Annotated in this window: 20 protein-coding genes and 1 pseudogene; 13 read left to right on the top strand and 8 right to left on the bottom strand. The window is 66.8% G+C overall.

All coding sequences use genetic code 11. The annotated features are described in order from the left end of the window. The first annotated feature begins 80 nt into the window (after positions 1-80). The 4 genes from BMY53_RS06580 to BMY53_RS06595 all read left to right on the top strand — a co-directional run bounded on the left by BMY53_RS06580 (position 81) and on the right by BMY53_RS06595 (position 5,348). Positions 81-1,094 (top strand): Bug family tripartite tricarboxylate transporter substrate binding protein, encoded by a 1,014-nt coding sequence (locus BMY53_RS06580; protein ID WP_092944843.1) that lies wholly within the window; start codon positions 81-83, stop codon positions 1,092-1,094. Positions 1,095-1,108: 14 nt separating this feature from the next. After that, positions 1,109-2,701 carry a malonate--CoA ligase gene (locus tag BMY53_RS06585; protein ID WP_092945166.1) on the top strand — a complete coding sequence of 531 codons (1,593 nt, stop codon included), beginning with the start codon at positions 1,109-1,111 and terminating at the stop codon, positions 2,699-2,701. Position 2,702: 1 nt separating this feature from the next. Beyond that, positions 2,703-2,939, top strand: a complete 237-nt coding sequence (locus BMY53_RS06590; protein ID WP_092944845.1) for a cysteine-rich CWC family protein — start codon at positions 2,703-2,705, stop codon at positions 2,937-2,939. 81 nt (positions 2,940-3,020) lie between these two features. Then, the gene (locus tag BMY53_RS06595) at positions 3,021-5,348 is read left to right on the top strand and encodes a diguanylate cyclase domain-containing protein (protein WP_092944847.1); all 2,328 of its coding nucleotides are present in this window, start codon (positions 3,021-3,023) and stop codon (positions 5,346-5,348) included. Here BMY53_RS06595 and BMY53_RS06600 read toward each other — a convergent pair. Together BMY53_RS06600 and BMY53_RS06605 are read right to left on the bottom strand one after the other, a co-directional pair. Continuing rightward, complete coding sequence (locus BMY53_RS06600; RefSeq protein ID WP_255370059.1) at positions 5,332-5,814, bottom strand: 3'-5' exonuclease; 483 nt, start codon at positions 5,812-5,814, stop codon at positions 5,332-5,334. The two genes, BMY53_RS06595 and BMY53_RS06600, sit on opposite strands and share 17 nt — an antisense overlap. 102 nt (positions 5,815-5,916) lie before the next feature. Beyond that, on the bottom strand, positions 5,917-6,879 hold the full coding sequence (locus tag BMY53_RS06605; protein WP_092945167.1) for a VTT domain-containing protein: 963 nt from the start codon (positions 6,877-6,879) through the stop codon (positions 5,917-5,919). Between the two features lie 271 nt (positions 6,880-7,150). Here BMY53_RS06605 and BMY53_RS06610 point away from each other — a divergent pair, with 271 nt between their 5' ends. From BMY53_RS06610 to BMY53_RS06620, 3 genes are all read left to right on the top strand, one after another. Then, on the top strand, positions 7,151-8,545 hold the full coding sequence (locus tag BMY53_RS06610; protein WP_092944851.1) for an ethanolamine ammonia-lyase subunit EutB: 1,395 nt from the start codon (positions 7,151-7,153) through the stop codon (positions 8,543-8,545). Between the two features lie 50 nt (positions 8,546-8,595). After that, complete coding sequence (eutC, locus tag BMY53_RS06615; protein WP_404947860.1) at positions 8,596-9,375, top strand: ethanolamine ammonia-lyase subunit EutC; 780 nt, start codon at positions 8,596-8,598, stop codon at positions 9,373-9,375. 151 nt (positions 9,376-9,526) lie between these two features. Then, the gene (locus BMY53_RS06620; RefSeq protein ID WP_092944855.1) at positions 9,527-10,879 is read left to right on the top strand and encodes an MFS transporter; all 1,353 of its coding nucleotides are present in this window, start codon (positions 9,527-9,529) and stop codon (positions 10,877-10,879) included. On the opposite strand, the gene BMY53_RS06625 is transcribed toward BMY53_RS06620, so the two are convergent. Then, positions 10,818-12,278, bottom strand: a complete 1,461-nt coding sequence (locus BMY53_RS06625) for a SulP family inorganic anion transporter (protein ID WP_092945168.1) — start codon at positions 12,276-12,278, stop codon at positions 10,818-10,820. The genes BMY53_RS06620 and BMY53_RS06625 overlap by 62 nt on opposite strands. A 239-nt stretch (positions 12,279-12,517) precedes the next feature. On the opposite strand from BMY53_RS06625, the gene ppk2 reads away from it, so the two are divergent. After that, the gene (gene ppk2, locus BMY53_RS06630) at positions 12,518-13,477 is read left to right on the top strand and encodes a polyphosphate kinase 2 (protein ID WP_092944857.1); all 960 of its coding nucleotides are present in this window, start codon (positions 12,518-12,520) and stop codon (positions 13,475-13,477) included. 4 nt (positions 13,478-13,481) lie between these two features. Here ppk2 and BMY53_RS06635 read toward each other — a convergent pair whose 3' ends face one another. Further along, positions 13,482-13,745, bottom strand: a complete 264-nt coding sequence (locus BMY53_RS06635; protein ID WP_092944859.1) for a hypothetical protein — start codon at positions 13,743-13,745, stop codon at positions 13,482-13,484. Positions 13,746-13,961: 216 nt separating this feature from the next. Here BMY53_RS06635 and BMY53_RS06640 point away from each other — a divergent pair, with 216 nt between their 5' ends. The 3 genes from BMY53_RS06640 to BMY53_RS06650 all read left to right on the top strand — a co-directional run bounded on the left by BMY53_RS06640 (position 13,962) and on the right by BMY53_RS06650 (position 16,705). Continuing rightward, a complete protein-coding gene (locus BMY53_RS06640) occupies positions 13,962-14,594 on the top strand; it encodes a tetratricopeptide repeat protein (RefSeq protein ID WP_092944861.1) in 633 nt (210 codons plus the stop codon). Between the two features lie 87 nt (positions 14,595-14,681). Next, positions 14,682-15,854 (top strand): zinc-binding metallopeptidase family protein, encoded by a 1,173-nt coding sequence (locus BMY53_RS06645; protein WP_092944863.1) that lies wholly within the window; start codon positions 14,682-14,684, stop codon positions 15,852-15,854. Next, positions 15,851-16,705: a transglutaminase-like domain-containing protein gene (locus tag BMY53_RS06650; RefSeq protein ID WP_092944865.1), complete on the top strand. Its 855-nt coding sequence runs from the start codon at positions 15,851-15,853 to the stop codon at positions 16,703-16,705. Before BMY53_RS06645 ends, BMY53_RS06650 begins: the two co-directional genes overlap by 4 nt. 29 nt (positions 16,706-16,734) lie before the next feature. Here BMY53_RS06650 and BMY53_RS06655 read toward each other — a convergent pair whose 3' ends face one another. The 3 genes and pseudogenes from BMY53_RS06655 to BMY53_RS06665 all read right to left on the bottom strand — a co-directional run bounded on the left by BMY53_RS06655 (position 16,735) and on the right by BMY53_RS06665 (position 18,674). Further along, positions 16,735-17,088 (bottom strand): hypothetical protein, encoded by a 354-nt coding sequence (locus tag BMY53_RS06655; RefSeq protein ID WP_092944867.1) that lies wholly within the window; start codon positions 17,086-17,088, stop codon positions 16,735-16,737. An 11-nt stretch (positions 17,089-17,099) separates the two neighbouring features. Next, positions 17,100-17,600 (bottom strand): annotated as a pseudogene (locus BMY53_RS06660) (ImmA/IrrE family metallo-endopeptidase); the annotation flags it as partial. 150 nt (positions 17,601-17,750) lie between these two features. Further along, positions 17,751-18,674 (bottom strand): NADP-dependent oxidoreductase, encoded by a 924-nt coding sequence (locus BMY53_RS06665; protein ID WP_092945170.1) that lies wholly within the window; start codon positions 18,672-18,674, stop codon positions 17,751-17,753. A 102-nt stretch (positions 18,675-18,776) separates the two neighbouring features. Here BMY53_RS06665 and BMY53_RS06670 point away from each other — a divergent pair, with 102 nt between their 5' ends. After that, on the top strand, positions 18,777-19,655 hold the full coding sequence (locus BMY53_RS06670; protein ID WP_092944871.1) for a LysR family transcriptional regulator: 879 nt from the start codon (positions 18,777-18,779) through the stop codon (positions 19,653-19,655). Positions 19,656-19,665: 10 nt separating this feature from the next. Here the strand turns inward: BMY53_RS06670 and BMY53_RS06675 are convergent, their stop codons facing one another. Then, positions 19,666-20,256 carry a cysteine hydrolase family protein gene (locus BMY53_RS06675; protein ID WP_092944873.1) on the bottom strand — a complete coding sequence of 197 codons (591 nt, stop codon included), beginning with the start codon at positions 20,254-20,256 and terminating at the stop codon, positions 19,666-19,668. 286 nt (positions 20,257-20,542) lie between these two features. On the opposite strand from BMY53_RS06675, the gene BMY53_RS06680 reads away from it, so the two are divergent. Continuing rightward, positions 20,543-21,484: a non-homologous end joining protein Ku gene (locus tag BMY53_RS06680; protein WP_092944875.1), complete on the top strand. Its 942-nt coding sequence runs from the start codon at positions 20,543-20,545 to the stop codon at positions 21,482-21,484. Position 21,485 lies beyond the last annotated feature (1 nt).

The following is a 21,485-nucleotide window of genomic DNA, read 5'->3' on the forward strand; positions in this document are numbered from 1 at the left end:
CCGGCTCCGGCCACCTCGTGTTCCACTGACCTTCCAGCGTCCGAAGAGGCGCTTTCCATACCAAGACGGAGACAAGATTCATGACTGAAGACCAAGCCCGATCGCGCCGCCGCGTGCTGCAGCAGGCCGCCGGCACTTCGTTGGGGCTGCTCGCCGGCACCGCCGGCTGGCCGGGCCTGGCACACGCCGACGGCGGCTGGCCGAACAAGCCGGTGACCTGGCTGGTGCCCTTCCCTGCTGGCGGCGGCACCGACACCTTCGCCCGTCCGCTGTGTGCCCAGCTCACCCGCCAGAGCGGCCGGCAGTTCATCATCGACAACAAGGGTGGCGCCGGCGGCACGGTGGGGGCCACGCTCGCGGCCAAGGCGGCGCCGGACGGCTACACCTTCTTCATGGGCGCGGTTCACCACGCCATCGCCCCGGCCATGTACCCAAAGCTGGAATACCGGCTGGAGGAAGATTTTGTGCCGGTGGGCCTGATCTCCAGCGTGCCGCAGGTGATCGTCGTGAACCCGGGCAAGGTGCCCGCCCGCGATGTACCGGCCTTGCTGGAGCTGCTGCGCAAGAACCCCGGCAAGCTCAACTACGGTTCGGCAGGCAATGGCACCTCGCACCACCTGGCGGGTGAGCTGTTCAAGCTGCAGACCAAGACCTTCATCACCCACATTCCCTACCGGGGCGCCGGGCCGGCGCTGCAGGACCTGATCGCCGGCCAGGTCGACCTGATGTTCGACGGCCTGGCTTCCTCCGCCACACACATCAAGAGCGGCCGCATCAAGGCGCTGGCCGTGGGGGCCGCCAAGCGGGCCCCCGGCTTCCCCGACATTCCGTCCGCCCCGGAAGCCGGCATTCCCAACTACCAGGTGTCCACTTGGTATGGGCTGTGGGCACCCAAGGGCACGCCCAAGGAAGCCATCGCCGGCATGCAGGCCGAACTGAAGAAGGCCTTTGCCACCGAGGAACTGCGCGCCTCCTGGAATGGCCTGGGCACGGAGACGCCCAACCTGTACGGAGATGCCTTCGGTAAATTCGTTCACAGCGAGATCGTCCGTTGGGCCGAGGTGGTCAAGAGCAGCGGCGCCAAGCTGGACTGAGGACAATGCAGGTCATGAGCACTTCTTCTGCCTCTACTTCCGCCTCTACTTCCGGCACCCCGGCGCCCCCCACGGGCGGCAACCTGTTCGCCGCCCTGCGGGCCGCCTTCCCGGCGGACCTGGACGCCTGGGCCATCGAATGCGCGGACGGCCCGGATGCCGGCCAGCACTACAGCTGGCGCGACCTGGACCGCGCCACCGCCATGATGGCCAACCTGCTGGCCTCGCTGGACCTGCCGCCGGCCAGCCGCATTGCCGTGCAGGTGGACAAGAGCGTCGAGGCGCTGATGCTGTACCTGGCGGTTCTGCGCGCCGGCCATGTGTACCTGCCGCTCAACAACGCCTACCAGGCAGCCGAGTTGGCGTACTTCATCGGCAATGCCGAGCCGGCGGTGGTGGTGTGCGCTGGCAAGAATTTCGGCTGGGTCAGCAAACTGGCTTTCCAGTCCGGCGTGCCCTGGGTCTTCAGTCTGAATGACGACCGCAGCGGCACCCTGCTGGACCGTGCGCAGCAGCACAGCGATGTGTTCGAGACCGTGCCGCGCCAGCCCGACGACCTGGCCGCCATCCTCTACACCAGCGGCACCACCGGGCGCAGCAAGGGCGCCATGCTCAGCCATGCCAACCTGCTGTCCAACGCGCAGGTGCTGCACCAGTACTGGGGCTGGAGCAGCCAGGATGTGCTGATCCACGCCCTGCCCATCTTCCATGTGCACGGCTTGTTCGTCGCTTCGCACGGCGCGTTGCTGGCCGGCGCGCGGATGCTGTGGTTCAACCGCTTCGACCCGGCCGCCGTGGTGGCCCGCCTGCCGGGCGCCACGATGTTCATGGGCGTGCCCACGCTGTACGTGCGCCTGCTGGAGCAAGGCGCGCTGACCCGCGAGACCTGCGCCCGGATGCGGCTGTTCATCAGTGGCTCCGCGCCGCTGCTGATCGACACCTTCCAGGCCTGGCAGCAGCGCACCGGCCACACCATCCTGGAGCGCTACGGCATGAGCGAGACGGTGATGCTCACCTCCAACCCGTATGAGCCCGAAGACGGTGACCGCGTGGGTGGCACGGTGGGCCGGCCACTGCCGGGCGTGGGGCTGCGCGTGGTGGACGACCAGGGCGGCGCCTGCGGCCCGGACGACATCGGCCACATCCAGGTGAGAGGCCCCAACGTCTTCGGCGGCTACTGGCGCATGCCGGAAAAGACACGCGAGGAATTCACCCCGGACGGCTGGTTCAAGACCGGTGATGTCGGGCGAGCCGATGCCAAGGGCTATGTGACCATCGTCGGGCGCAGCAAGGACCTGATCATCTCCGGCGGCTTCAACGTCTATCCGGCGGAGGTCGAGGGCTGGTTGAACGACCTGCCGGGGGTGGCGGAATCCGCCGTGGTGGGTGTACCGCACCCCGACTTCGGCGAGGGTGTGGTCGCCGTGGTGGTGCCGCGCCCCGGCGCAGCGCTGAAGGGCGAGGTGCTGATCGCTGCGCTGAAGGATCGCATCGCCAATTTCAAGGTGCCCAAGCACGTCTTTGTGCAGGAGGCGCTGCCACGAAACGCGATGGGCAAGGTGCAGAAGAACGTGCTGCGCGAGCAACTGGGGAAGACCTTTGGCTGACATGAGCCTGGACAACACCGCCTGCCCGCGCTGCGGTGGTGGCTTCCGTTGCGGCGTCAACGACGGGCACTGTGCCTGCTTCGGTCTGCGCCTGTCGGAGTCGCTGAAGGCGCAGTTGAGCGCCCAGTATCCCGACCAGTGCCTCTGCCTCCCCTGCCTGGCCGCCCTCGCCGCCATGGAAGCAGCCACGCCTGCCGAAGTGGCGGCCATCAAGGTCGGCAGCCCCGGGCGGACCTGAGCGGCCATGAACAGGCGCCCCCGAACCCTCCCCCGCTGTTGAGCGTTTGCCACCGTACGACGCACGACGACAATCACGGCAATGCGCTCCCCTCCCTACAGCCGCTCCCCGCTGGCGCCCTTGCGGATGAGGCGCCTGCTGGTGCTGGGCCCGTTCTTGTCGCTGGGCCTGGTGCTGGTGGTGCTTTGGTCGCTGGTGGCCTGGTTCTCCGTCATCTATCCGCGCTCGCTCATCAAGGACGTGCAGGACGACCTGCACAGCACGGCCGAAAGCGCCGCTGGCGAGACCGATGCGCTGCTGCGCGAGGCCGAAGGCAATCTGCGCACGCTGGACCTGATGCTGCTCACGCGCCGGACCACCGACCAAGGCCAGGACGCCACCGTCAGCCTGCTGGCCGACACCCTGCGTGAAAGCTCCCGCGGCCTGACCGACGTGATGCTGGCCAATACCGATGGCCGCCTGTGGCGCATCCCCTCCGGCCACGAGCCCTTTGCCAAGCTGGCGCCCAAGAGCTTCCTGGACGAACTGCACGCACCGGGTGCCCCCAGCGTCGTGGTGGGCGCGCCGCTGAGCCTGCGCCCGGGCGGCCGTGCGGTGCTGCCGCTCGCCACCCGGTTGAGCGGGGACAACGGCGTGTTCGATACCGTCGTTGCCTTCATCGACCTGGAGGGGCTGCTGCGGCTCTACCGCGCCCGGCTGCAACGCCAGGGTATGGCCATCTTCCTGGAGCGCGACGATGGCGTCGCGCTGGCCCGCCTGCCCGAGGTCCCGGGCCTGGTGGGGAGCAACGTCGTCACCGGCCGGCCGGACCGCAAGCTGCCGCCCAGCGCTCCTGCGGTCGGCGAGTTCGAAACCGGCGACGCGTCGCTGGACGGCAAGGGCCGCATCGTCTCCTACCACTCCCTGCAGGACTACCCGCTGCGGGTCTTTGTCTCGCTGGAGGAGGACCGGATCCTGAGCGCCTACCTGGTACAGCGCCGGGTGGTGCTGGCGTTCTCGCTGATGGTGAGCGTGATTGCCGTGGGCCTGATGGCCTGGCTGACCCGGCTTCAGCAGCAGGCCCGCCTGGCCGAGGCAGAACGCCAGGCCACCGCCGACGCCTCGCCCATGGGCCTGTTCCGGGCCGACCTGGACGGCCGCACCGTCTACGCCAACGAGACTTACCTGCAGCTTCTGGAGGTTGACCGCGCCGACCTGGCCTGGGGCTGGCTGGAGCGCATGCCGGAAGATGAACGGGCGCAGGTACGCGAGGACTGGATGCAGCGCGTTCGGGAAGGCGAATCCATGGACCGGATGCGGCGCATGCAGCGCCCCGATGGCACCGAGATGGTGCTCGCGGTGCGCACCCGTCCGATGCGGGTGAATGGCCGGGTCGTGGCCTACGCCGGCACCGTCCTGGATGTAACCACGGAACTCGCGATGGCGCGGGAGCGCGAGCGCATCCAGGCGGTGATGAGTGCCGTGGCGCACAGCGCGGCCGTGGAAATGCTGGCGGTGGACACGGAAGAGCGGGTGCTGTTCTGCAACAAGACCCTGGAGCAGCGCCTGCACATTGCGCCGCGCGCCTGGGAGGGGCAAACCGCCCATCAGCTCCTGGGCGACAAGCTCTATGCCGTGACCCAGCCCTTGATCCAGCGCGCGCTGGCGGGAGAGGCCAGCGTGGTGGAGTGGCGCGACGAGGATCCGGACGACCGCACCGAGCCACGCTACCTGGAACTCAGCTACGCCCCCCTGCTGGGCGAAGCAGGCGGCTCACCCATCGGCGCCTATGGCGTCGGCCGCGACGTGACCGACAACAAGGAAGAACAGATCCGGCTGCTCAAGGCCTCCAACACCGACCCGTTGACGGAGCTGCTCAACCGGGCCGGTTTCGCGGCCAGCATCCAGACGGCCCTGCAGCGCGCCCGCGACCGCGGCGAACTGGTGGCCCTGCTCTACCTGGACCTGGACCGCTTCAAGCCGGTCAACGACCAGTACGGCCACCCGGTGGGGGATGCGCTGCTGAAGGCGGTGGCCGGACGCCTGCGCCATGCCCTGCGTCCGCAGGACCTGGTGACACGCCTGGGGGGCGACGAGTTCGGCGTGTTCCTGCACCATGTGGCCAAGCCGGACGACGCGCAGGTGGTGGCGGAGAAACTGGTGCACACACTCTCGATGCCGTTTCGCATCGGCGCGCTGGAACTGCACATCGGCACCAGCGTGGGCTTCTGTGTTCAATGGGCACGGCAGGTGGAGCTGCCGGCACTGGTGGCGCAGGCGGATGCCCAGCTCTATCACGCCAAGCGCGCCGGGCGGGGTCGCGCGCAGGGAAGCGTCTGCGCCGCAGACCTGGATCCGGACGCCCCTTCGCAGCCCCACGATCCCTCGGGTGCACCGGCCGATCCGCCGTCCATCAAGCCGGCTGCTTGATCCTCATCAACGTCATCTGCAGGAGCTTGGCGTCCGCGCTGGCACGGTGCCGCCGCAGGTGGGCCTCGTCCCGCACCTGCTGCTTCACGTCGCCGAAGCGGCGCGCTTCATCTTCGTTCAGCAAGCGGCGCAGGTCGTCGAGCTTGAAACGCTGCGGCATGTCCACGCTGTCATAGAGCTTGGCCAGCCAGCTGTAGTCAAAGGCCCAGCTGTCGGTGTAGACGGTCTGCCCGGCCAGGCGGCGGTTCATCTCCTCGGCAATCCACTCACGCGGCCGGCCGTGGCGCAGCAGCAGCTCGCGGGAGATGCCATGCAGGGCTTCGGCCTCGGCGTCCCAGTGTTCCCAGTCCGGCGCGGGCTGGATCAGGGAGCAGAACGGCATGCCGCGCCCTTCCACAAAGCCGATCTCGATGGGGTAGCTGCCCCGGCCGAAGCCGGACGCCTCCAGATCCAGGATGGTAGGCATGCACTGCATGCCAGGAAGTATGCAAGCGCCGGGCCAGCCCAGGCTGCGCGCTCATCCTTGAAATGGGGGACGTGAGGCAGGTGCCCGGTACGGGCAGCGGCATCAGGCCAGTGATTCGGTGGTGGGCGGCGCCACGGCAGTGCGGCGGCGCTGCACCACCTCCCAGGCATCCAGGCCGCCTTCCAGCGCCAGCACGCGCGCGTGGCCGCGATCCAGCAACTGGCGCGCGCCCGTCACGGCGGAGATCTCGTTGGGGCAGTTGCAATACAGCACCAGCAGCCGATCGTCCGGCAACTGATCGGCCTGCGCGGCCAGCTTGGCCAGGGGAATGTTCAACGCGCCCGGCAAGGTGCGGGGGTCCGCCTCGCGGCCGGTGTCGCTGCGCACGTCGATGAAGACCGGCGCCATGTCCTGGTCCAGCAGCGCGGCAGCGTCTTCCACGCTGATGCGCTCCACCTCGCCTTGCAGGCGGGCGGTGGTGTGGCGCCGCCACCAGCGCCAGGCCACCACGGCGGCCAGCAGCACCGCAATGGTGATCAGGGCCCACTTGCCAGCGTTGGCCAGGGTGTCCAGCACATCCTGGATCTGGTTGCTGAACACCAGGCCGAGGCCGAGGAAACAAAGGGTCCAGACCAGGCCCGCAACCGCGTCATAGGCAATGAAACGGCGCCAGCCCATGCCCAGCGCGCCCGCCATGGGCGCAGCCACCACGGAGATGCCGGGCAGAAACTTGGCAGCCAGCAATGAGCTGCCGCCCCAGCGCGCGATGAGGCTTTCGCTCTGGCGCACGCAGACGTCCGGGGAGAGCGACACCCGGCACAGCAGCCGCAGCACCCGATGGCCATGCATGCGGCCGGCAATGAACCAGACGGCGTCCCCCAGGACGTTGGCCAAAACGGCCGAGACCACCAGGCTGGGGCCGGAGAGCCGGTCCGCGGCAGCGAGGCCACCGGCCACGACCAGCAACGGGGCCGCCGGTAGCGGAGCGCCGATGCGCGCCGCCAATGTCACCAGGAAGATGAGCAGGAAATCATGCTGGATCAGCAGTTCGATCAGGGCGCGCATGGGTGCCATTGTCGTGGCAGACGGACTCACCCACTGCCCGTGGGGCGATCGGTCAGCGTTGCGGGCACGCGACCTTTGCGCGGCAGGCGCGGGTTTTCGCGGGCTTGCCTGACGGGAATGCGGATGCGGGCCTCTCCCGTTGGGAAGACCTGATGCGCGGCAACCGCACGCCCTGGTTTGGGGCAGCCGCTCCGGGCGTCCAAACACCGGCGCGCGACAGCCCTCGACCTCCCTGATGACGCCGCCAGGGCTGCCGCGTATAACCGCGCCCATGAGCTACGCCCATACGATCCGCCACCGCACCCATCGCTTTGCGGATCTGAAGGCGCTGCTGGCCAAGGCCGGACCGCTGCGCTCCGGCGACCAGTTGGCTGGCATCGCCGCCACCAGCGAGGAAGAGCGCGTGGCCGCGCGCCTGGCGCTGGCGGACGTGCCGCTGCGCCGCTTCCTGACGGAGACGCTGATTCCCTATGAGCGCGACGAAGTCACCCGGCTGATTCTGGACACCCACGACACCTCGGCCTTCGCGGAGATCGGCCACCTCACCGTGGGCGAGTTCCGCGACTGGCTGCTGCACCAGAGCACGGACACCGCCACCCTGATGCGCATCACGCCGGGCCTGACACCGGAGATGGTGGCGGCCGTGTCCAAGCTGCTGCGCAACCAGGACCTCATCGCGGTGGCGCGCAAGCGCCCGGTGATCACGCGCTTTCGCAACACCATGGGCCTGCCCGGCCACCTTGGCGTGCGCCTGCAGCCCAATCACGCCACCGACGACCCCCGGGGCATCGCTGCGTCCATGCTGGACGGCCTGATGTATGGCTGCGGAGATGCCCTGATCGGCATCAATCCGGCCTCCGACCATCCCCACGCCATCGGCGACTTGCTGCGGCTGGTCGATGAATTGCGCCAGCGCCACGACATCCCGACGCAGTCCTGCGTGCTCACCCATGTGACCACGACGCTGGCAGCCATCGAGCAGGGGGCGCCGGTGGACCTGGTGTTCCAGTCCATTGCGGGGACGGAGGCAGCGAATGCCGGGTTCGGCATCTCGCTGGCCTTGCTGGAGGAGGCGCACCAGGCCGGGCGCTCACTGCAGCGCGGCACCGTGGGGCAGCAGCTGATGTACTTCGAGACGGGACAGGGCAGCGCCCTGTCGGCCGACGCCCACCACGGCGTGGATCAGCAGACCTGCGAAGTGCGGGCCTATGCGGTGGCCCGGCATTTCGATCCGTTCCTGGTCAACACGGTGGTGGGATTCATCGGGCCGGAATACCTCTACGACGGCAAGCAGATCATCCGCGCCGGCCTGGAAGACCATTGCTGCGGCAAGCTGCTGGGCGTGCCCATGGGCTGCGACATCTGCTACACCAACCATGCGGAAGCGGACCAGGACGACATGGACACGCTGCTGACCCTGCTGGGCGTGGCGGGGGTCAACTTCATCATGGGTGTGCCCGGCGCGGACGATGTGATGCTGAACTATCAAAGTACCTCCTTCCATGACGCCTTGTATGCGCGGGAGGTGCTGGGGCTCCAACGGGCGCCAGAGTTCGAGGCGTGGCTGCAGCGCATGGGCGTGACGGACGCGCGGGGTGGGCTACGCCAGGCGGCGCTGTCCCAACCCTTGCTGGCGGATGCCCGTGACTGGGCGGGCGCGGCATGACGGCACCCGCACCGACACCGACACCGGCACAGACGCGTGACGGCCCACCTCTGCAGCCTGTGGCGGAGCCTGACCCATGGAGCGCCTGGCGGCAGTTCACCAATGCCCGCATTGCACTGGGCAGGACGGGCCATGCGTTGCCGACAGCACCATGGCTGGCCTTCAACCTGGCGCACGCGCAGGCCCGTGACGCCGTGCACCACCCGCTGGACGTACCGGCTATCCGGCAGGGGCTGGCCGGCCAGGGCCATCAGGTCGTGGAGGTGCACAGCGCGGCCGAAGACCGGGCGGTGTATCTGCGAAGGCCCGACCTCGGCCGAACGCTTTCTGAGCCGAGCCGCCAGCATTTGGCAGCGCTGGTGACGCAGCCAGCGCCGGAGTTGCTGTTTGTCATCGCGGACGGGCTCTCCGCCACGGCGGCGGACCGGCAGGCCGTGCCGCTGCTGGCGCACATGATGCCGCGCCTGCAGGGGTGGGCCATCGGCCCGGTTCTCATCGCCACGCAGGCCCGCGTGGCGCTGGGGGACGACATCGGCGCGATGCTGGGCGCTCGTTTCGTGGTGATGCTGATCGGCGAACGTCCAGGCCTGAGCTCGCCAGACAGCCTGGGGATCTATGTCACGCACAGTCCACGGGTGGGACGGCGGGATGCGGAGCGCAACTGCATCTCCAACGTGCGGCCCGAAGGGCTGAGGTTGGATGCGGCGGCCAGCAAGCTGCACTACCTGCTGACGCAGGCGCGGCGGCTGGGGCTCACAGGGGTTGGTTTGAAGGATGAGAGCGAACGGCCTGCGCTGGGCGGCCCGAAAGCTGACGACTCACCCGGATAGCGGGTCACCCTGCCTGTATTCTGCGTCCCCGCTCGCCGATGACTCACCTGACGCCGCCACCAGATGCAGCCACCAGATGCAGCCACCAGATGCAGCAACCAGACGCAGCCAATTGATCCATCCAACTGACGCACTCACCTGACGCACCCACATGTTCCTTCGCCTCCAGACGCCCAAATGGTTTCCCGGTCTCTCCACCACCGCGCGATGGCTCCTGCTCTGTGAGCTGTTCAGCCTGTGCGCGTCCAGCGTCGGTCACAGCACCGCCTTGTGGTGGCTGGCCGGCCACCAGGGTGCTCACGGCCTGACCGCCTACAGCGCCATCGTGGCCCTCACCGCACTGATCAGCCTGCCCGCACTCTCGCCGCTGGGCGACCGCCGCGCCAAACGGCTGTTGCTGGTCCGTGGACAGGCCACGCTGGTGGCGGTGGCGGCGGCCCTGTGCGCGCTGGCCTCGGTGGACCTGCTGAGCCTGTGGTCGATCTGTGTCTGCGGCGTGGTCACGACCGTCGCGCAGGCCGTGGTGCAACCGGTGCAGTCTGCCGCCCTGCTGGATGTGGTGCCGGCCGACCGCCTGTCCCAGGCCATCCGCATCCGGCGTGGCACGCAGGCCATCGGCAGCCTGTGCGGGCCGGCGCTGGCTGGCCTGGCCATGTCCTTCGGAGGCGTCGGCTGGGCCTACGCGCTGCAACTGCTGCTGGCGGCCGCCTGCACGGTCGCCGCGACCAAGCTGCCGGCACGGGTCGCGGCCCAGGCCGCTGCGCGCCAGGGCCGCTGGGTGGACGATCTGCGCGCCGGCTTGCGCGCCAAGTGGCTGGTCCGCGTGGACCGGTGGTGGACCCTGTCCGGCGCGTTGATGATGGTTTTCTATGCACCCGCCATCGGCCTGATGCTTCCCCTTCGGCTTCAATCCATGGGCGCCCCCGCCACCTGGTTCGGTTGGTGCAGCGGCGCGCTTTCGGTAGGCGTGCTGATTGGTGTGCTGGGGGTGGCGGACCGGCTGATGCTGCGCGCGGGGCGGCACCGCGCCATGCTGATGGCGGTCGCCCTGTGCGGTGTCTGCCTGGGCGCCGTAGGGGCGGTGGATCGCGTACAGGTGCTGGCGCTGCTGTTCGCGGTGATCGGCCTGTGCACGTCGGTGACCCAGCTCATGGGCCAGACCCATCGGGCACTGGCGGTGCCGGAGGATTTCCGGGCGCGGATGGCGTCTGCGCAGTTGGCGGTTGCGCACATGGCCGCCGCGGGCGCACCGCTTCTGGCGGGCCTGCTGCTGCAGCGGTGGCCCGTGGCCCAGGTCTACGGTGTGATGTCGGCCGGCTTCCTGCTCAGCGGGCTGGCCTTGCTGGCCGTGCCCGGCCTCAAGGCCTTCCTCCGCTTGGCGCCGGAAGACGCACGCAACTGGTACGAACGGCAGTTTCCGGCCGCCTTTTTGCGCGCCGACCTCAATCGCCCAGAGCCAGTCCCGCCCGATTCAGCAGCAGTGAGCAGCGCGGCGAGACATTGATCACCCGCAGCGCCTTGCCGGCCTTGGCGTAACGCGTCTTCAGCGTCTTCAAGGCTTCGATGGCGGAATGGTCCACAAAGCTCAGGTGTTGGCAGTCCAGGGTGACCCGCGCCGGATCGGTGGCCGTGTCGAAGCGCTGCAGAAAGGCCGTCACCGAGGCGAAGAACAAGGTGCCGTGCACGCGATAGCGCTTGCTGCCATCGGCCTCCAGCGCCTGTTCGGCGCGCAGCTCCCGCGCATGCTGCCAGGCAAAACTCAGCGCAGCGATGACGATGCCGCAGAGCACGGCCGTGGCCAGGTCGGTCAGCACCGTGACCACGGTGACGGCGGCGATCACCATCACGTCCTGTAGCGGCACCTTGTTCACCTGCTTGAGCGAACCCCAGGCAAAGGTCTCGATCGCCACCACCAACATCACGCCCACCAGTGCCGCCAGCGGAATGCGCTCGATCAGCGGCGACAGGAACAGCACGAACATCAGGATCATCAGCCCCGCCACCACACCGGAGAGCCGCCCCCGGCCGCCGGAATCCAGGTTGATCATGGTCTGGCCGATCATGGCGCAGCCGCCCATGCCACCCGCCAGCCCCGACGCCACGTTGGCCACCCCCAGTGCCACGCACTCGCGGTTGCTGTCGCCCTGGGTCTGGGTGATTTCGTCGGTGAGGTTCTGGGTGAGCAGGGTCTCCAGCAAGCCGACCAGGGCCATCAGCACCGCGTAGGGCGCAATGATGTGCAGCGTTTGCATCGTCCACGGCACGGCCGGCAGTGAGAAGCTGGGCAGTCCACCCGCGATGTGCGCCATGTCGCCCAGCGTATGTGCGGGCAGGCCCAGCAGATGGGTCATCAGCCCCACGCCCAGGATGGCCACCAGCGCGGGCGGCACGCTGCGCGTGATGCGTGGCAGCACATAGACGATGGCCATGGTGACCACCACCAGCCCGGCCATCAAGGCCAGCGCTGAGCCTTCCAGCCACTGCCCCCCGCGCTTGAAATGCTCCAGCTGCGCCAGCCCGATGATGATGGCCAGCCCGTTCACGAAGCCCAGCATCACGGGATGCGGCACCATGCGCACCAGCGCGCCCAGCCGGAGTACGCCGAACAGCACCATCAGCAGGCCGCTCAGCAGCACCGTGGCCAGCAGGTAGGACACGCCGTGCTGGACCACCAGCGCCACGATCACCACCGCCATGGAGCCCGCGGCCCCGGACACCATGCCCGGGCGTCCACCCAACAGCGCGGTGATGGTGCAGATGAAGATGGCGCCGTAGAGCCCCATCAGCGGGTTGAGGTGGGCCACCAGCGCAAAGGCGATGCACTCCGGCACCAGGGCGAAGGACGTGGTGAGGCCGGCCAACAGGTCCGGCAGAAAGTGGGCGCGCAGGCGTGAGACGTTCATGGTGGCCTGCATTGTTCTATGCACCTGCCTCGCAGGATGCGAATCACGCACATCGGCCAGCATCCGACTGGGAATGTCGTGTTTTTTCGAGCCCTGGGGCCGCTGGTCTGGCAATGTTGGCGGTTTGGCGGTTTGGGCCGCGGGCGGTTTCGGCTGTAGTGCGGGCACGGCGAGCTTCACGAAACCGTCATCTCCGCCATCAATCATCAGCCGTTTGACACAACGGCTGAGGCAGGACCATGAGTGGTGGCTTGATTTCCGAAGATGCGGCGGGCCTGAAGGCCGTTGTTGATGACGACTACAAGGATCTCGTGCAACGCATCCGCCGCGACCTGCTGGACGGCTATGACGAAGAGTTGGAACTCGAGATCGAGGACCGTGCGGTGGACGAGGCCCTGCTCACGCTGGACAGCAACACCGAGGACCATGGCACCCGGCTGGCCTACTTCAAGCAGCTCTTTCGCCTTCAGCGCGAGCTGGTGAAGTTGCAGGACTGGGTGCACCACACCGGCCAGAAGGTCGTGATTCTCTTTGAAGGCCGTGACGCCGCGGGCAAGGGTGGCGCCATCAAGCGCATCACCCAGCGGCTCAACCCGCGCGTGTGCCGCGTGGTGGCCCTGCCGGCGCCCAATGACCGCGAGCGGACGCAGTGGTACTTCCAGCGGTATGTGCCGCATCTGCCGGCGGCCGGTGAGCTCGTGCTGTTCGACCGCAGTTGGTACAACCGCGCCGGCGTGGAGCGGGTGATGGGCTTCTGCGAGGACAGCGACGTGGAGGAGTTCTTCCGCTCCGTGCCGGAATTCGAGCGCATGCTGGTGCGCTCCGGCATCCGCGTCATCAAGTACTGGTTCTCCATCAGCGATGAAGAGCAGCATCTGCGCTTCCTGGGCCGCATCCATGACCCGCTGAAACAGTGGAAGCTCTCCCCCATGGACCTGGAGTCACGCCGCCGGTGGGAGGACTACACACGGGCCAAGGAACTGATGCTGGAACGCACCCACATCCCCGAAGCGCCCTGGTGGGTGGTGGCGGCGGATGACAAGAAGCGTGCACGGCTCAATTGCATCCAGCATCTGCTGGAGCAGTTCCCGTATCACGAGGTGCAGCGCGAGGAGGTGCGGCTGCCAGAACGGGAGCGGCACGCGGACTATGTGAGAAACCCGGTGCCTCAGAGCATGTTCGTCCCGGAGCGTTATTGAACGGTCAGACCCCGGGCAAGGCGCCGCCGAGGCTCACCCCGGGCGTGCCTGAGGGGCTCACCGCCCGGGCGGCCAGGGCCAGTTGGCGTTCCAGCACACCGGCAAGAAGCCGTGCGGCGCCAGCCCCCTTGTCCAGCTCCTTCAGGGCGAAGCCTGCCTTCAGTTCATCGAGCAAGGATTGGGCCGGGCAATGCTCGATCAGTTTGAGGGCGCCGTCGAAGTCGCCGTTCTCGACGTGCGCAATCACTTGGGTGCTCCAGTTTTCCATGGTGGTCCACTTTGTGTTGATCAACCTCGGCCGGCCACGGGGGATGGCGGCAGAGAGGCAGATAGAGAGAGATAGGCGCCGTCAGGCAAGCGGTGTGCCTTTTTGTACCTCCTCTTGTCCTACAAGACAACGCCGCGTTTGCTGGCATCCCCAGGCGAAGCGGGTGGATAACGTCTGGGCACCCCTCAGGTAGACCACAACAAGACCTTTGCCACCATGAACGCTTCTGCCCTCGCCCACGTCGACCATGCCGCCCATGCACCGGCCCTGTCCCCAGCCACTGACCCGGTGGCGCAGGCAAGCAGTGTGGTCATGTCCCTGTGCTTCCGGGCCGAGGACGTGCAGGCCTGCCGACAGGCGCGCCGCTGGAGCGATGCTGCCATGGCCCAACTGGCCGGGCTGGCCCAATTGACGAACCCGGTGGACGACGAACTGGCGGAAGTCGCCTTGCGCCGTGCCATCGCCGAGGATCCCTGTGAGGTCGAGGCGTTTGCCGGGCTCACCGCTTTGCTGAGCCGCCAGGGCCGCCATGACGAAGCGCTGGAGGCCGTGGACCAGGCGCTGGGTTGGTGCAGCAACGTGGCACTGCTGCATTTCCATGCCGGCTGCGCACTGTCAGCGGCCGGGCGTGTGGCCGACGCCATCGCCTCGCACCACCGCGCCCTGGGGCTGGATGCCACGCTGGCGGACGCCCACTACGAACTCGGCCTGCTGTATGAAGAGATCGGCGAGCCGCGATTCTCTGCGCGCCACTTCCGCGCCTACAGCCGCGTGCAGCAACAGCCCGCGCATGGGGCTGAGGTTGCTTCGTCCTCCAAAGCGCTTCAGCCTGCCGATTTGCTGAACTGATCCGCGTGGGAACGGGCTTGGGCCCGGGAGTTGCCTTGAGAGAGGTGTACGCTGCTCAACGCCCCTCTGCCCTCCGTCAGGACGCCCATGCTTGCTCGAAATTACCTGTGCCGCTGCAGCATGCCTGTGTTCTTCCGCAACAGCGCGTGCCTCTCTTGCGGGTCGCCGCTCGGTTACCTGCCTGAAGACGGCACCCTGCACGCCCTGCACCCCACCGCCCATCCGGACCACTTCCGCATCCACGGGCACGAGGGTGCCACCTTCCGGCGTTGCGCGAATTTCTCCAGCGCAGCGGGGTGCAACTGGCTGGTGCAGGACGAAGGCCTGCACACCCCTACCTTCTGCCTGGCCTGCAGCCTGAGCCGGACCATCCCCGACCTGTCGTTTCCGGTCAATGCCGAGCTGTGGCGCCGCATGGAGAGCGCCAAGCGCCGGCTGGTCTCGCAACTGCTGGGCTTGGGGCTGCCAGTGGTTCCGCGCTTCAAGGATCCTGCCAAAGGGCTTGCCTTCGACTTCCTCCGAGCCGAGCCTGGCAAGCGTGTCATCACCGGCCACGCAGCGGGCGTCATCACCATCAACATTGAAGAGGCGGACGACGCCAAGCGGGAAAAGACCCGCGCCGAATTTGGTGAACCGTACCGGACATTGCTCGGCCACTTCCGCCATGAGATTGGCCACTACTACTGGGACCGGCTGGTCGCGCAGACATCCTGGTTGGTGCCGTTTCGCCAACTCTTCGGCGATGAGCGGCAGGACTATGCGGGCGGGCTGAGAAGGAACTATGAGCGGGGCCCGCCGCCGGACTGGCGAAAGCACTTCATCAGCGCCTATGCCAGTGCCCACCCCTGGGAAGATTGGGCCGAGACATGGGCTCACTATCTCCATCTGCGCGACACCATCGATACCGCCATCAGCGTGGGCATTCTGGGCACGGCCCGGCCAGCGGACGGCCATGCCCATGAGGAGTCGATCGCCGGACCGTTTTCCGAGCGCGACCTTTGGCAGCGGGACCATGCCACCGGCGCCGAGTTCCTCACGCTGGTGCGTGACTGGGTGGCGGTGACTTGCGTGATGAACGAGATGTCCCGGGCGATGGGCCTGCCGGATTTCTACCCGTTCGTGCTGCCTGCGGCGACGGTGCCCAAGCTGCATTTCATCCATTGCCTGATCGATGCGCAAATCAACCCGACCCTCAGCCTACCCAGCGAAGTCGCTCGCACCGCCGGCGGCCTCACACCTGGCCCGGCGGTGACCTCATGATCCGGCTCAACGTACGCTTCGAACTCGACTATCTGGTGAACAGCGGCCAGGCGAGCTTTATCTTCAATGTGCAGCCGGCATTCACGCTGGCGCAGACGGTGCTTCATGAGCAGCTGGTGGTCACGGACGGGGCGATCTGGCATGAACGCGCGGTGCCCGGCAGTACCAACCGGCTGATCAGCGTCAAGGCGGCGGCGGGGACCTTGCACATGAGCTACCAGGCGGAGGTCACGCTGCTGCCGGTAATCGAAGGGACGGAGCACCTGGCCGAGGCGGAGGTGTCCAGCCTGCCGGATTCGGTGCTGCCCTTCCTTACACCCAGCCGCTACTGTGAATCCGACAGGCTGCTGAACTTCGCCGAGGCCAGCTTTGGCCAATTGCCATCAGGGTACGCGCGGGTGCTGGCCATCCGCGATTGGGTCCGCAGCAACGTCAAGTATTCGAGCCTGGTGTCCTCGACCCGGACATCCGCTGTAGAGACGCTGACGGAGCGCGTGGGGGTGTGCCGCGACTTCGCTCACGTGATGATCGCGTTGTGCCGGGCGATGAGCATCCCTGCCCGATACGTGACTGGCACCGACTTCGGTGCGGACCCCGGCAAGCCGCCGGATTTCCATGCCTATGTGGAGGTGTGGTTGGGCCAGCGCTGGTACATCTTCGACCCTTCGGGGATGGGCATTCCAATGGGCTACCTGCGCATCGGCACGGGCCGTGACGCTGCGGACGTGCCGTTCGCCATGATGTTCGGCGATGTCACCTCGGAATTCGCGCCGCTGGTGCGGGCGACGCCCGTGGAAGGGCCGGGGCTGATGTTGCCGCATCATGTGGATGGGGCACTGTCTACGGCGTGAGCCCAGGCCGCAGCCCTGCCGTGATGCGCTCAGCATCTTTCTGCGCTGCTGATGACGATGCGCGGAGGCAACGGCATATGGTGGGCAAAGAGATATGCGAAGAGGTCTTTCTCGCCAGGGTCCATGTCGCCGCAGGCTCTAGAGGCCCGGATGAGCGCATTGCGCTCTGCACGCGAGACATCGTGCGACGCCTTGAGTCCGGCTTGAAGCGCTGCCGACGCTACGGCCACCTTTCCGTAACGGGTGGTCTGACCGGTCAGCGATTCCCGTTCACACATCTGGACAGTCTCCAGATGGTGCCGTTTCGACAACTCGCTCCACACGCTGACGCGAAACGCTTCAATGATGACATTGGCGTCAAGAAAGACGCGGCGTTCAACCATAAACGCAGGAGCTACGACCGAAAGGGATCGCTCAATTCGTAAGTCTTGAAGAGGTCGGCCAGCTCACCGAGGGTCATCCCCAGCGCGCTCGCCGCCTTGCGGGCAGTTAAGCGCCCTCGATCTAGCGCCGCATGCAGTTCCTTGACGAACATGGTGGAGAACGGCTTGGGCGTTTCACTCGTCGGCGACTCAGCACGCCGCGTGGCAGCCAGTTTGAGCCGCGTTGCTTCGTCGATGCGGCCAAGCCCCCTCAGACGCCAGCCAAGGGCGTCTGTTGAAACTCGCAGTTGCCGAGCGATATCCGCGAGATGGTCGGCGTCCTTCGCACGGTCTGGATCAACAAGTGCGTTCAGCGAGGCTGTCGGCATCAGCAGCGCTGCCGCAAAGTTGTCGGCCAACTGCTCGATACGCACATTGCTTTTGGCTGCACGTGCTCCCAGAGCGTTTGACTCTCGGCGCTCAGGCGCCATGCGCTCCCAAGTTAGGGAGTGAAACAGCTCATGCGCCAAGTCGAAGTTCCGACGAACCTGGCACTCTCGAAGGTCTGCCGAAGGGAACGGAAATCAGGGTGCGGCAGGAGGCTTGGAACGCATGAGTTGATTCTTGCAAATCAGCATTTGCAAGAATTCCCACGACACCTCACAGGTGCCTGCCGCAGCCGCTCAGCGCTTGAAGTCCACCACAACCTTCCCGCTGTTCGCCCCCAGACGACTACGTTCAATGGCCGCTGGAATGTCCTCGAACGAGACCACCTCACTGACCTTGGAGCGCAGCGCACCACTGGCCACGTCGGCGGCGAACTTTGCCAACATCGCGGCATCGGGCTTCATGATGAACCAGTGCCCCTGGCGGCCTGCCGGCGTGCGGGCCAGGATCTCTGGCGACGATGTGCCCACGATGGCACCGGTGGGGTTCAACACCGCCCACGAACGATCAATTACGTCGCCACCAACATAGGCGAGCACGAGGTCGATGTTGTCGACGAGGTCCTCGAACCGCTCTGATCGGTAGTCGATGACCTGGTCCGCACCCAGGCTCTGCACGTACGCCAGGTTGGCCGCCGACGCAGTGCCGACCACAAACGCGCCAGCCTGGTGGGCGAACTGGACCGCAAAGGCCCCCACCGCGCCGGCAGCCCCGTGAACCAGCACCCGGGCACCGGCCCGGATGGCGCCGGTGAAGTTCAGGCTCTGCCACGCGGCCAGTGCCGCCACGGACATGCCAGCCGCATCGACATCGCTCAAGCCCTGCGGCGTCGGCGCCAGCTTGGCTTCGTCCACGGCCACGTAGTCGGCAAACGCGCCCAGGCCACCGAGCGGGCCCATCACCCGGTCCCCCACCTGAAAGCGTGTCGCGCCCGGATCGACCGCCTCGACAACGCCCGCCAACTCGATGCCGAGCACGGTGGGCAGTTCCAGGGGGAAGGCGTCACGGACATAGCCTTCACGGATCTTCCAGTCCAGGGCGTTGATGCCAGCCGCGTGCACCCGGACCAGAACCTGTCCGGCGCCAGCCGTCGGCTTGGATGTTTCTGCCAATTGAGCAGCCGTTTCGCCACCGTAGTTGAGGAGTTGAATGGAGCGCATGGTGTTCACCTGTCGTGTTGAGATGAACGAACGATAGGGTGTTGCGTCTGATAAACGAAGATCTGAAAATCAAGACAGATCGTCTCAACTTTGGAACACCTGATGGACTTGAATGCCTTGGCCGACTTTGCGCTGGTCGCCACGAACGGTGGGCTGGGCAAGGCCAGCCGCGCCAGCGGCCGTTCCAAGGCCACGCTTTCGCGACGCGTCGCCGAGCTGGAAGAACAGTTGGGCGTGCGGCTCATCGAGCGCAGTGCGCGGGGCCTGAAGCTCACGGAAGCCGGCGAGATGCTGATGGCCCGCACGGAAGGGCCCATGCATGACGTGGCCGAGGCGATGACCGCCGCGCGAGAGGGTCTCTCGACACCCCGGGGGCGGCTGCGCGTCGCTGCGCCGGTGCTGTTCTCCCAACTCGCGATCGGGCGCATCTGCGCGGACTTCTGCGCCGCCTATCCCGACATCCATTTCGAGGTGGTGGCTGAAGACCGTTTGGTCGATCTGGTGGAAGAGCAGTTTGATGTGGCGATCCGACCGAACCCGGAGCCCGATTCGGCGCTGGTGGGGCGGTGCTTTGCGAAGGATCGGTTGATCGTTGTGGCGGCACCGTCGATCGCCATGCCGGGCTCCGGTGACGAGGTGCGGACGGTGCCGGGCATCGTGATGACCAACGCCCGGCTGGACCCCTGGACTCTGGACGGTGGGCGGCTCGTCCTTGCGCCGGTGCCGAAGCTGCAGCTCTCGTCGTTCCTGGCAATCCGGGACGCCGCCGTGGCTGGCGCAGGGGTGGCGCGGCTTCCGCAGTCGATTGTCTGGAACGAGCTGGCTCGGGGCGAGCTGGTTCAGTGGGGAACCGTGTCGGGCGGGGATGTGGAGCTGTGGGTTCTGCACACATCCCGGCGCCTGCCGGCGCCCAAGGTGCGGGCGTTTGTGGAGTTCATGTGTGGACGATATCCGGAGGGGCTGATGATGCTGCGGGGGTGAGGCGACGGGGTTACCGGGACGCGGTCACGCGTGCTTTCAACACGTCCTTCATCCACGCCAACGCGTCCTCCTTGCGTCGCTGCGATTCAGCGGCGGTGCAGTCACTGGGCACGGCGAGACGGTACCCTCGGACATAAGCGTCCATCGCTGTGCACTTCACGCAGTAATCCGTCGCCAGACCGGTGATGACGAGATCCTTGGCACCGAGTTGCTCGAGAAGCAGGTCCAGCGGCGTGGCATAGAAGCCGGAGTGCCTCGGCTTCAGGATCATCAGGTCCACTTTGGAAGGCGCAAGCAGCCGGGCGAGTTCGGCCGCAGCACCGCCGACGCGTTTGCACTCCTGCAGCAAGGTACGCACATCCGATCGCCACTGACCGAAGTTGTCATTGACGTAGATGACGCAGGCGCCTTCGTGGTGGAAATGCTTCTTCAGCCGCGCTGCGGCCCTCGCGGCATCGACCGCAGCTTCGGCGATGTCTTCGGCACCGTCGAATGCGAGTGGATTGATGAAGTCGACGAGCAGGAGCACCTTGCGGGAGCGGGGCACACCCGTCCCGCTGGCGACCTGATGGTCGATCTCACGCCGTGCCGACGCTGCCATGGGACGCCTCCGTCTGCCGAGCAGAGGAGGCCCGCGCAGTTGTTCGTGCATTGATGGGAGAAAGCATGGAGGCCCTGGCCATTTGCTGGAGGAGAGACGGTGACAGCACACCTATCCGTGCCGACCACCCATCCATCAAAGACGGGCAATTGCCCCTCCTGCCGAGGCCCCACCAGCAGCCCGTTGATCCATCGTCAATGCGGCGCCGTCCTACATCCGGACGGGCTGTCCGGTGAATGCCATGCACCGCCAGGTGCAGTAAGTTCGCCCAAAGCCTGGAGCCATCATGGTCACTTCCGCCCGTTCCATCGCCTCGCTCACGTTGAGCTTCGGGTTGGTCAACGTCCCCGTCCGGCTGTACTCAGCGACCGAGTCGGGCTCCGAGATCCGCTTCAACCTGCTCGACAAGGACGGTTCGCGCCTGAAGCAGCAGTACATCAACGAGCGCACCAAGAACGTCGTCGACCGCAAGGACATGATGAAGGGCTACGAGGTGGAGAAAGACCACTTTGTGCTGTTCACGCCCGATGAGCTGAAGGCGCTCGAGGAAGGAAGCAGCCACGTCATCGATATCGTGAGCTTCGTCCCGCAGACGTCCATTGACCCGCTGTTCTACGACAAGAGCTACCTGCTCGCCCCCGACAAGCGCGGGGCGAAGCCCTACGCCCTGCTGGCGGAGGCGATGCGCCGCTCCGACCGCTGCGCGCTGGCGAAATGGGCGTTCAAGGCCAAGCAGTACATCGTCCAGGTACGCGCCAACGAAGATGGTCTCATCCTTCAGCAGTTGCGATACGCGGGAGAGGTGCGTTCGCTCGCCGATCTCAACATCGAGAAGGCGCCGGTCACCAACTCCGAGCTTCAGCTCGCGCTCAAGCTCGTGGACACCATTGCGGAAGACGACTTCAACCCGGAGGACTTCCAGGACGAAGAGAAGGTACGTGTGCTGGCGGCCATCGACGAGAAGGTGGCCGGCAAGCAAATCGTGGCCTCCAGCCACTCCGAGGATGAAGTCGTGGCCGGCGGCCAGGTGATCGACCTGATGGAAGCTTTGCGGTCCAGCCTCGCTAAAAATCCGTCTGCCAAGGCAGCCAAGCCCACGGCCAGCGTGACCAAGCTCAAGCAGGCGGCCGCCGCCGCGCCCGCCCCCACCCGCAAACCGGCCAAACGCGCGGTGGTGGAGCCTGAGCCGGCTGCGGCCCCGGCACCGAGAAGCCGGGCCCGCAAGTGAC

Source organism: Roseateles sp. YR242 (assembly GCF_900109745.1).
GTDB lineage: Bacteria > Pseudomonadota > Gammaproteobacteria > Burkholderiales > Burkholderiaceae_C > Roseateles.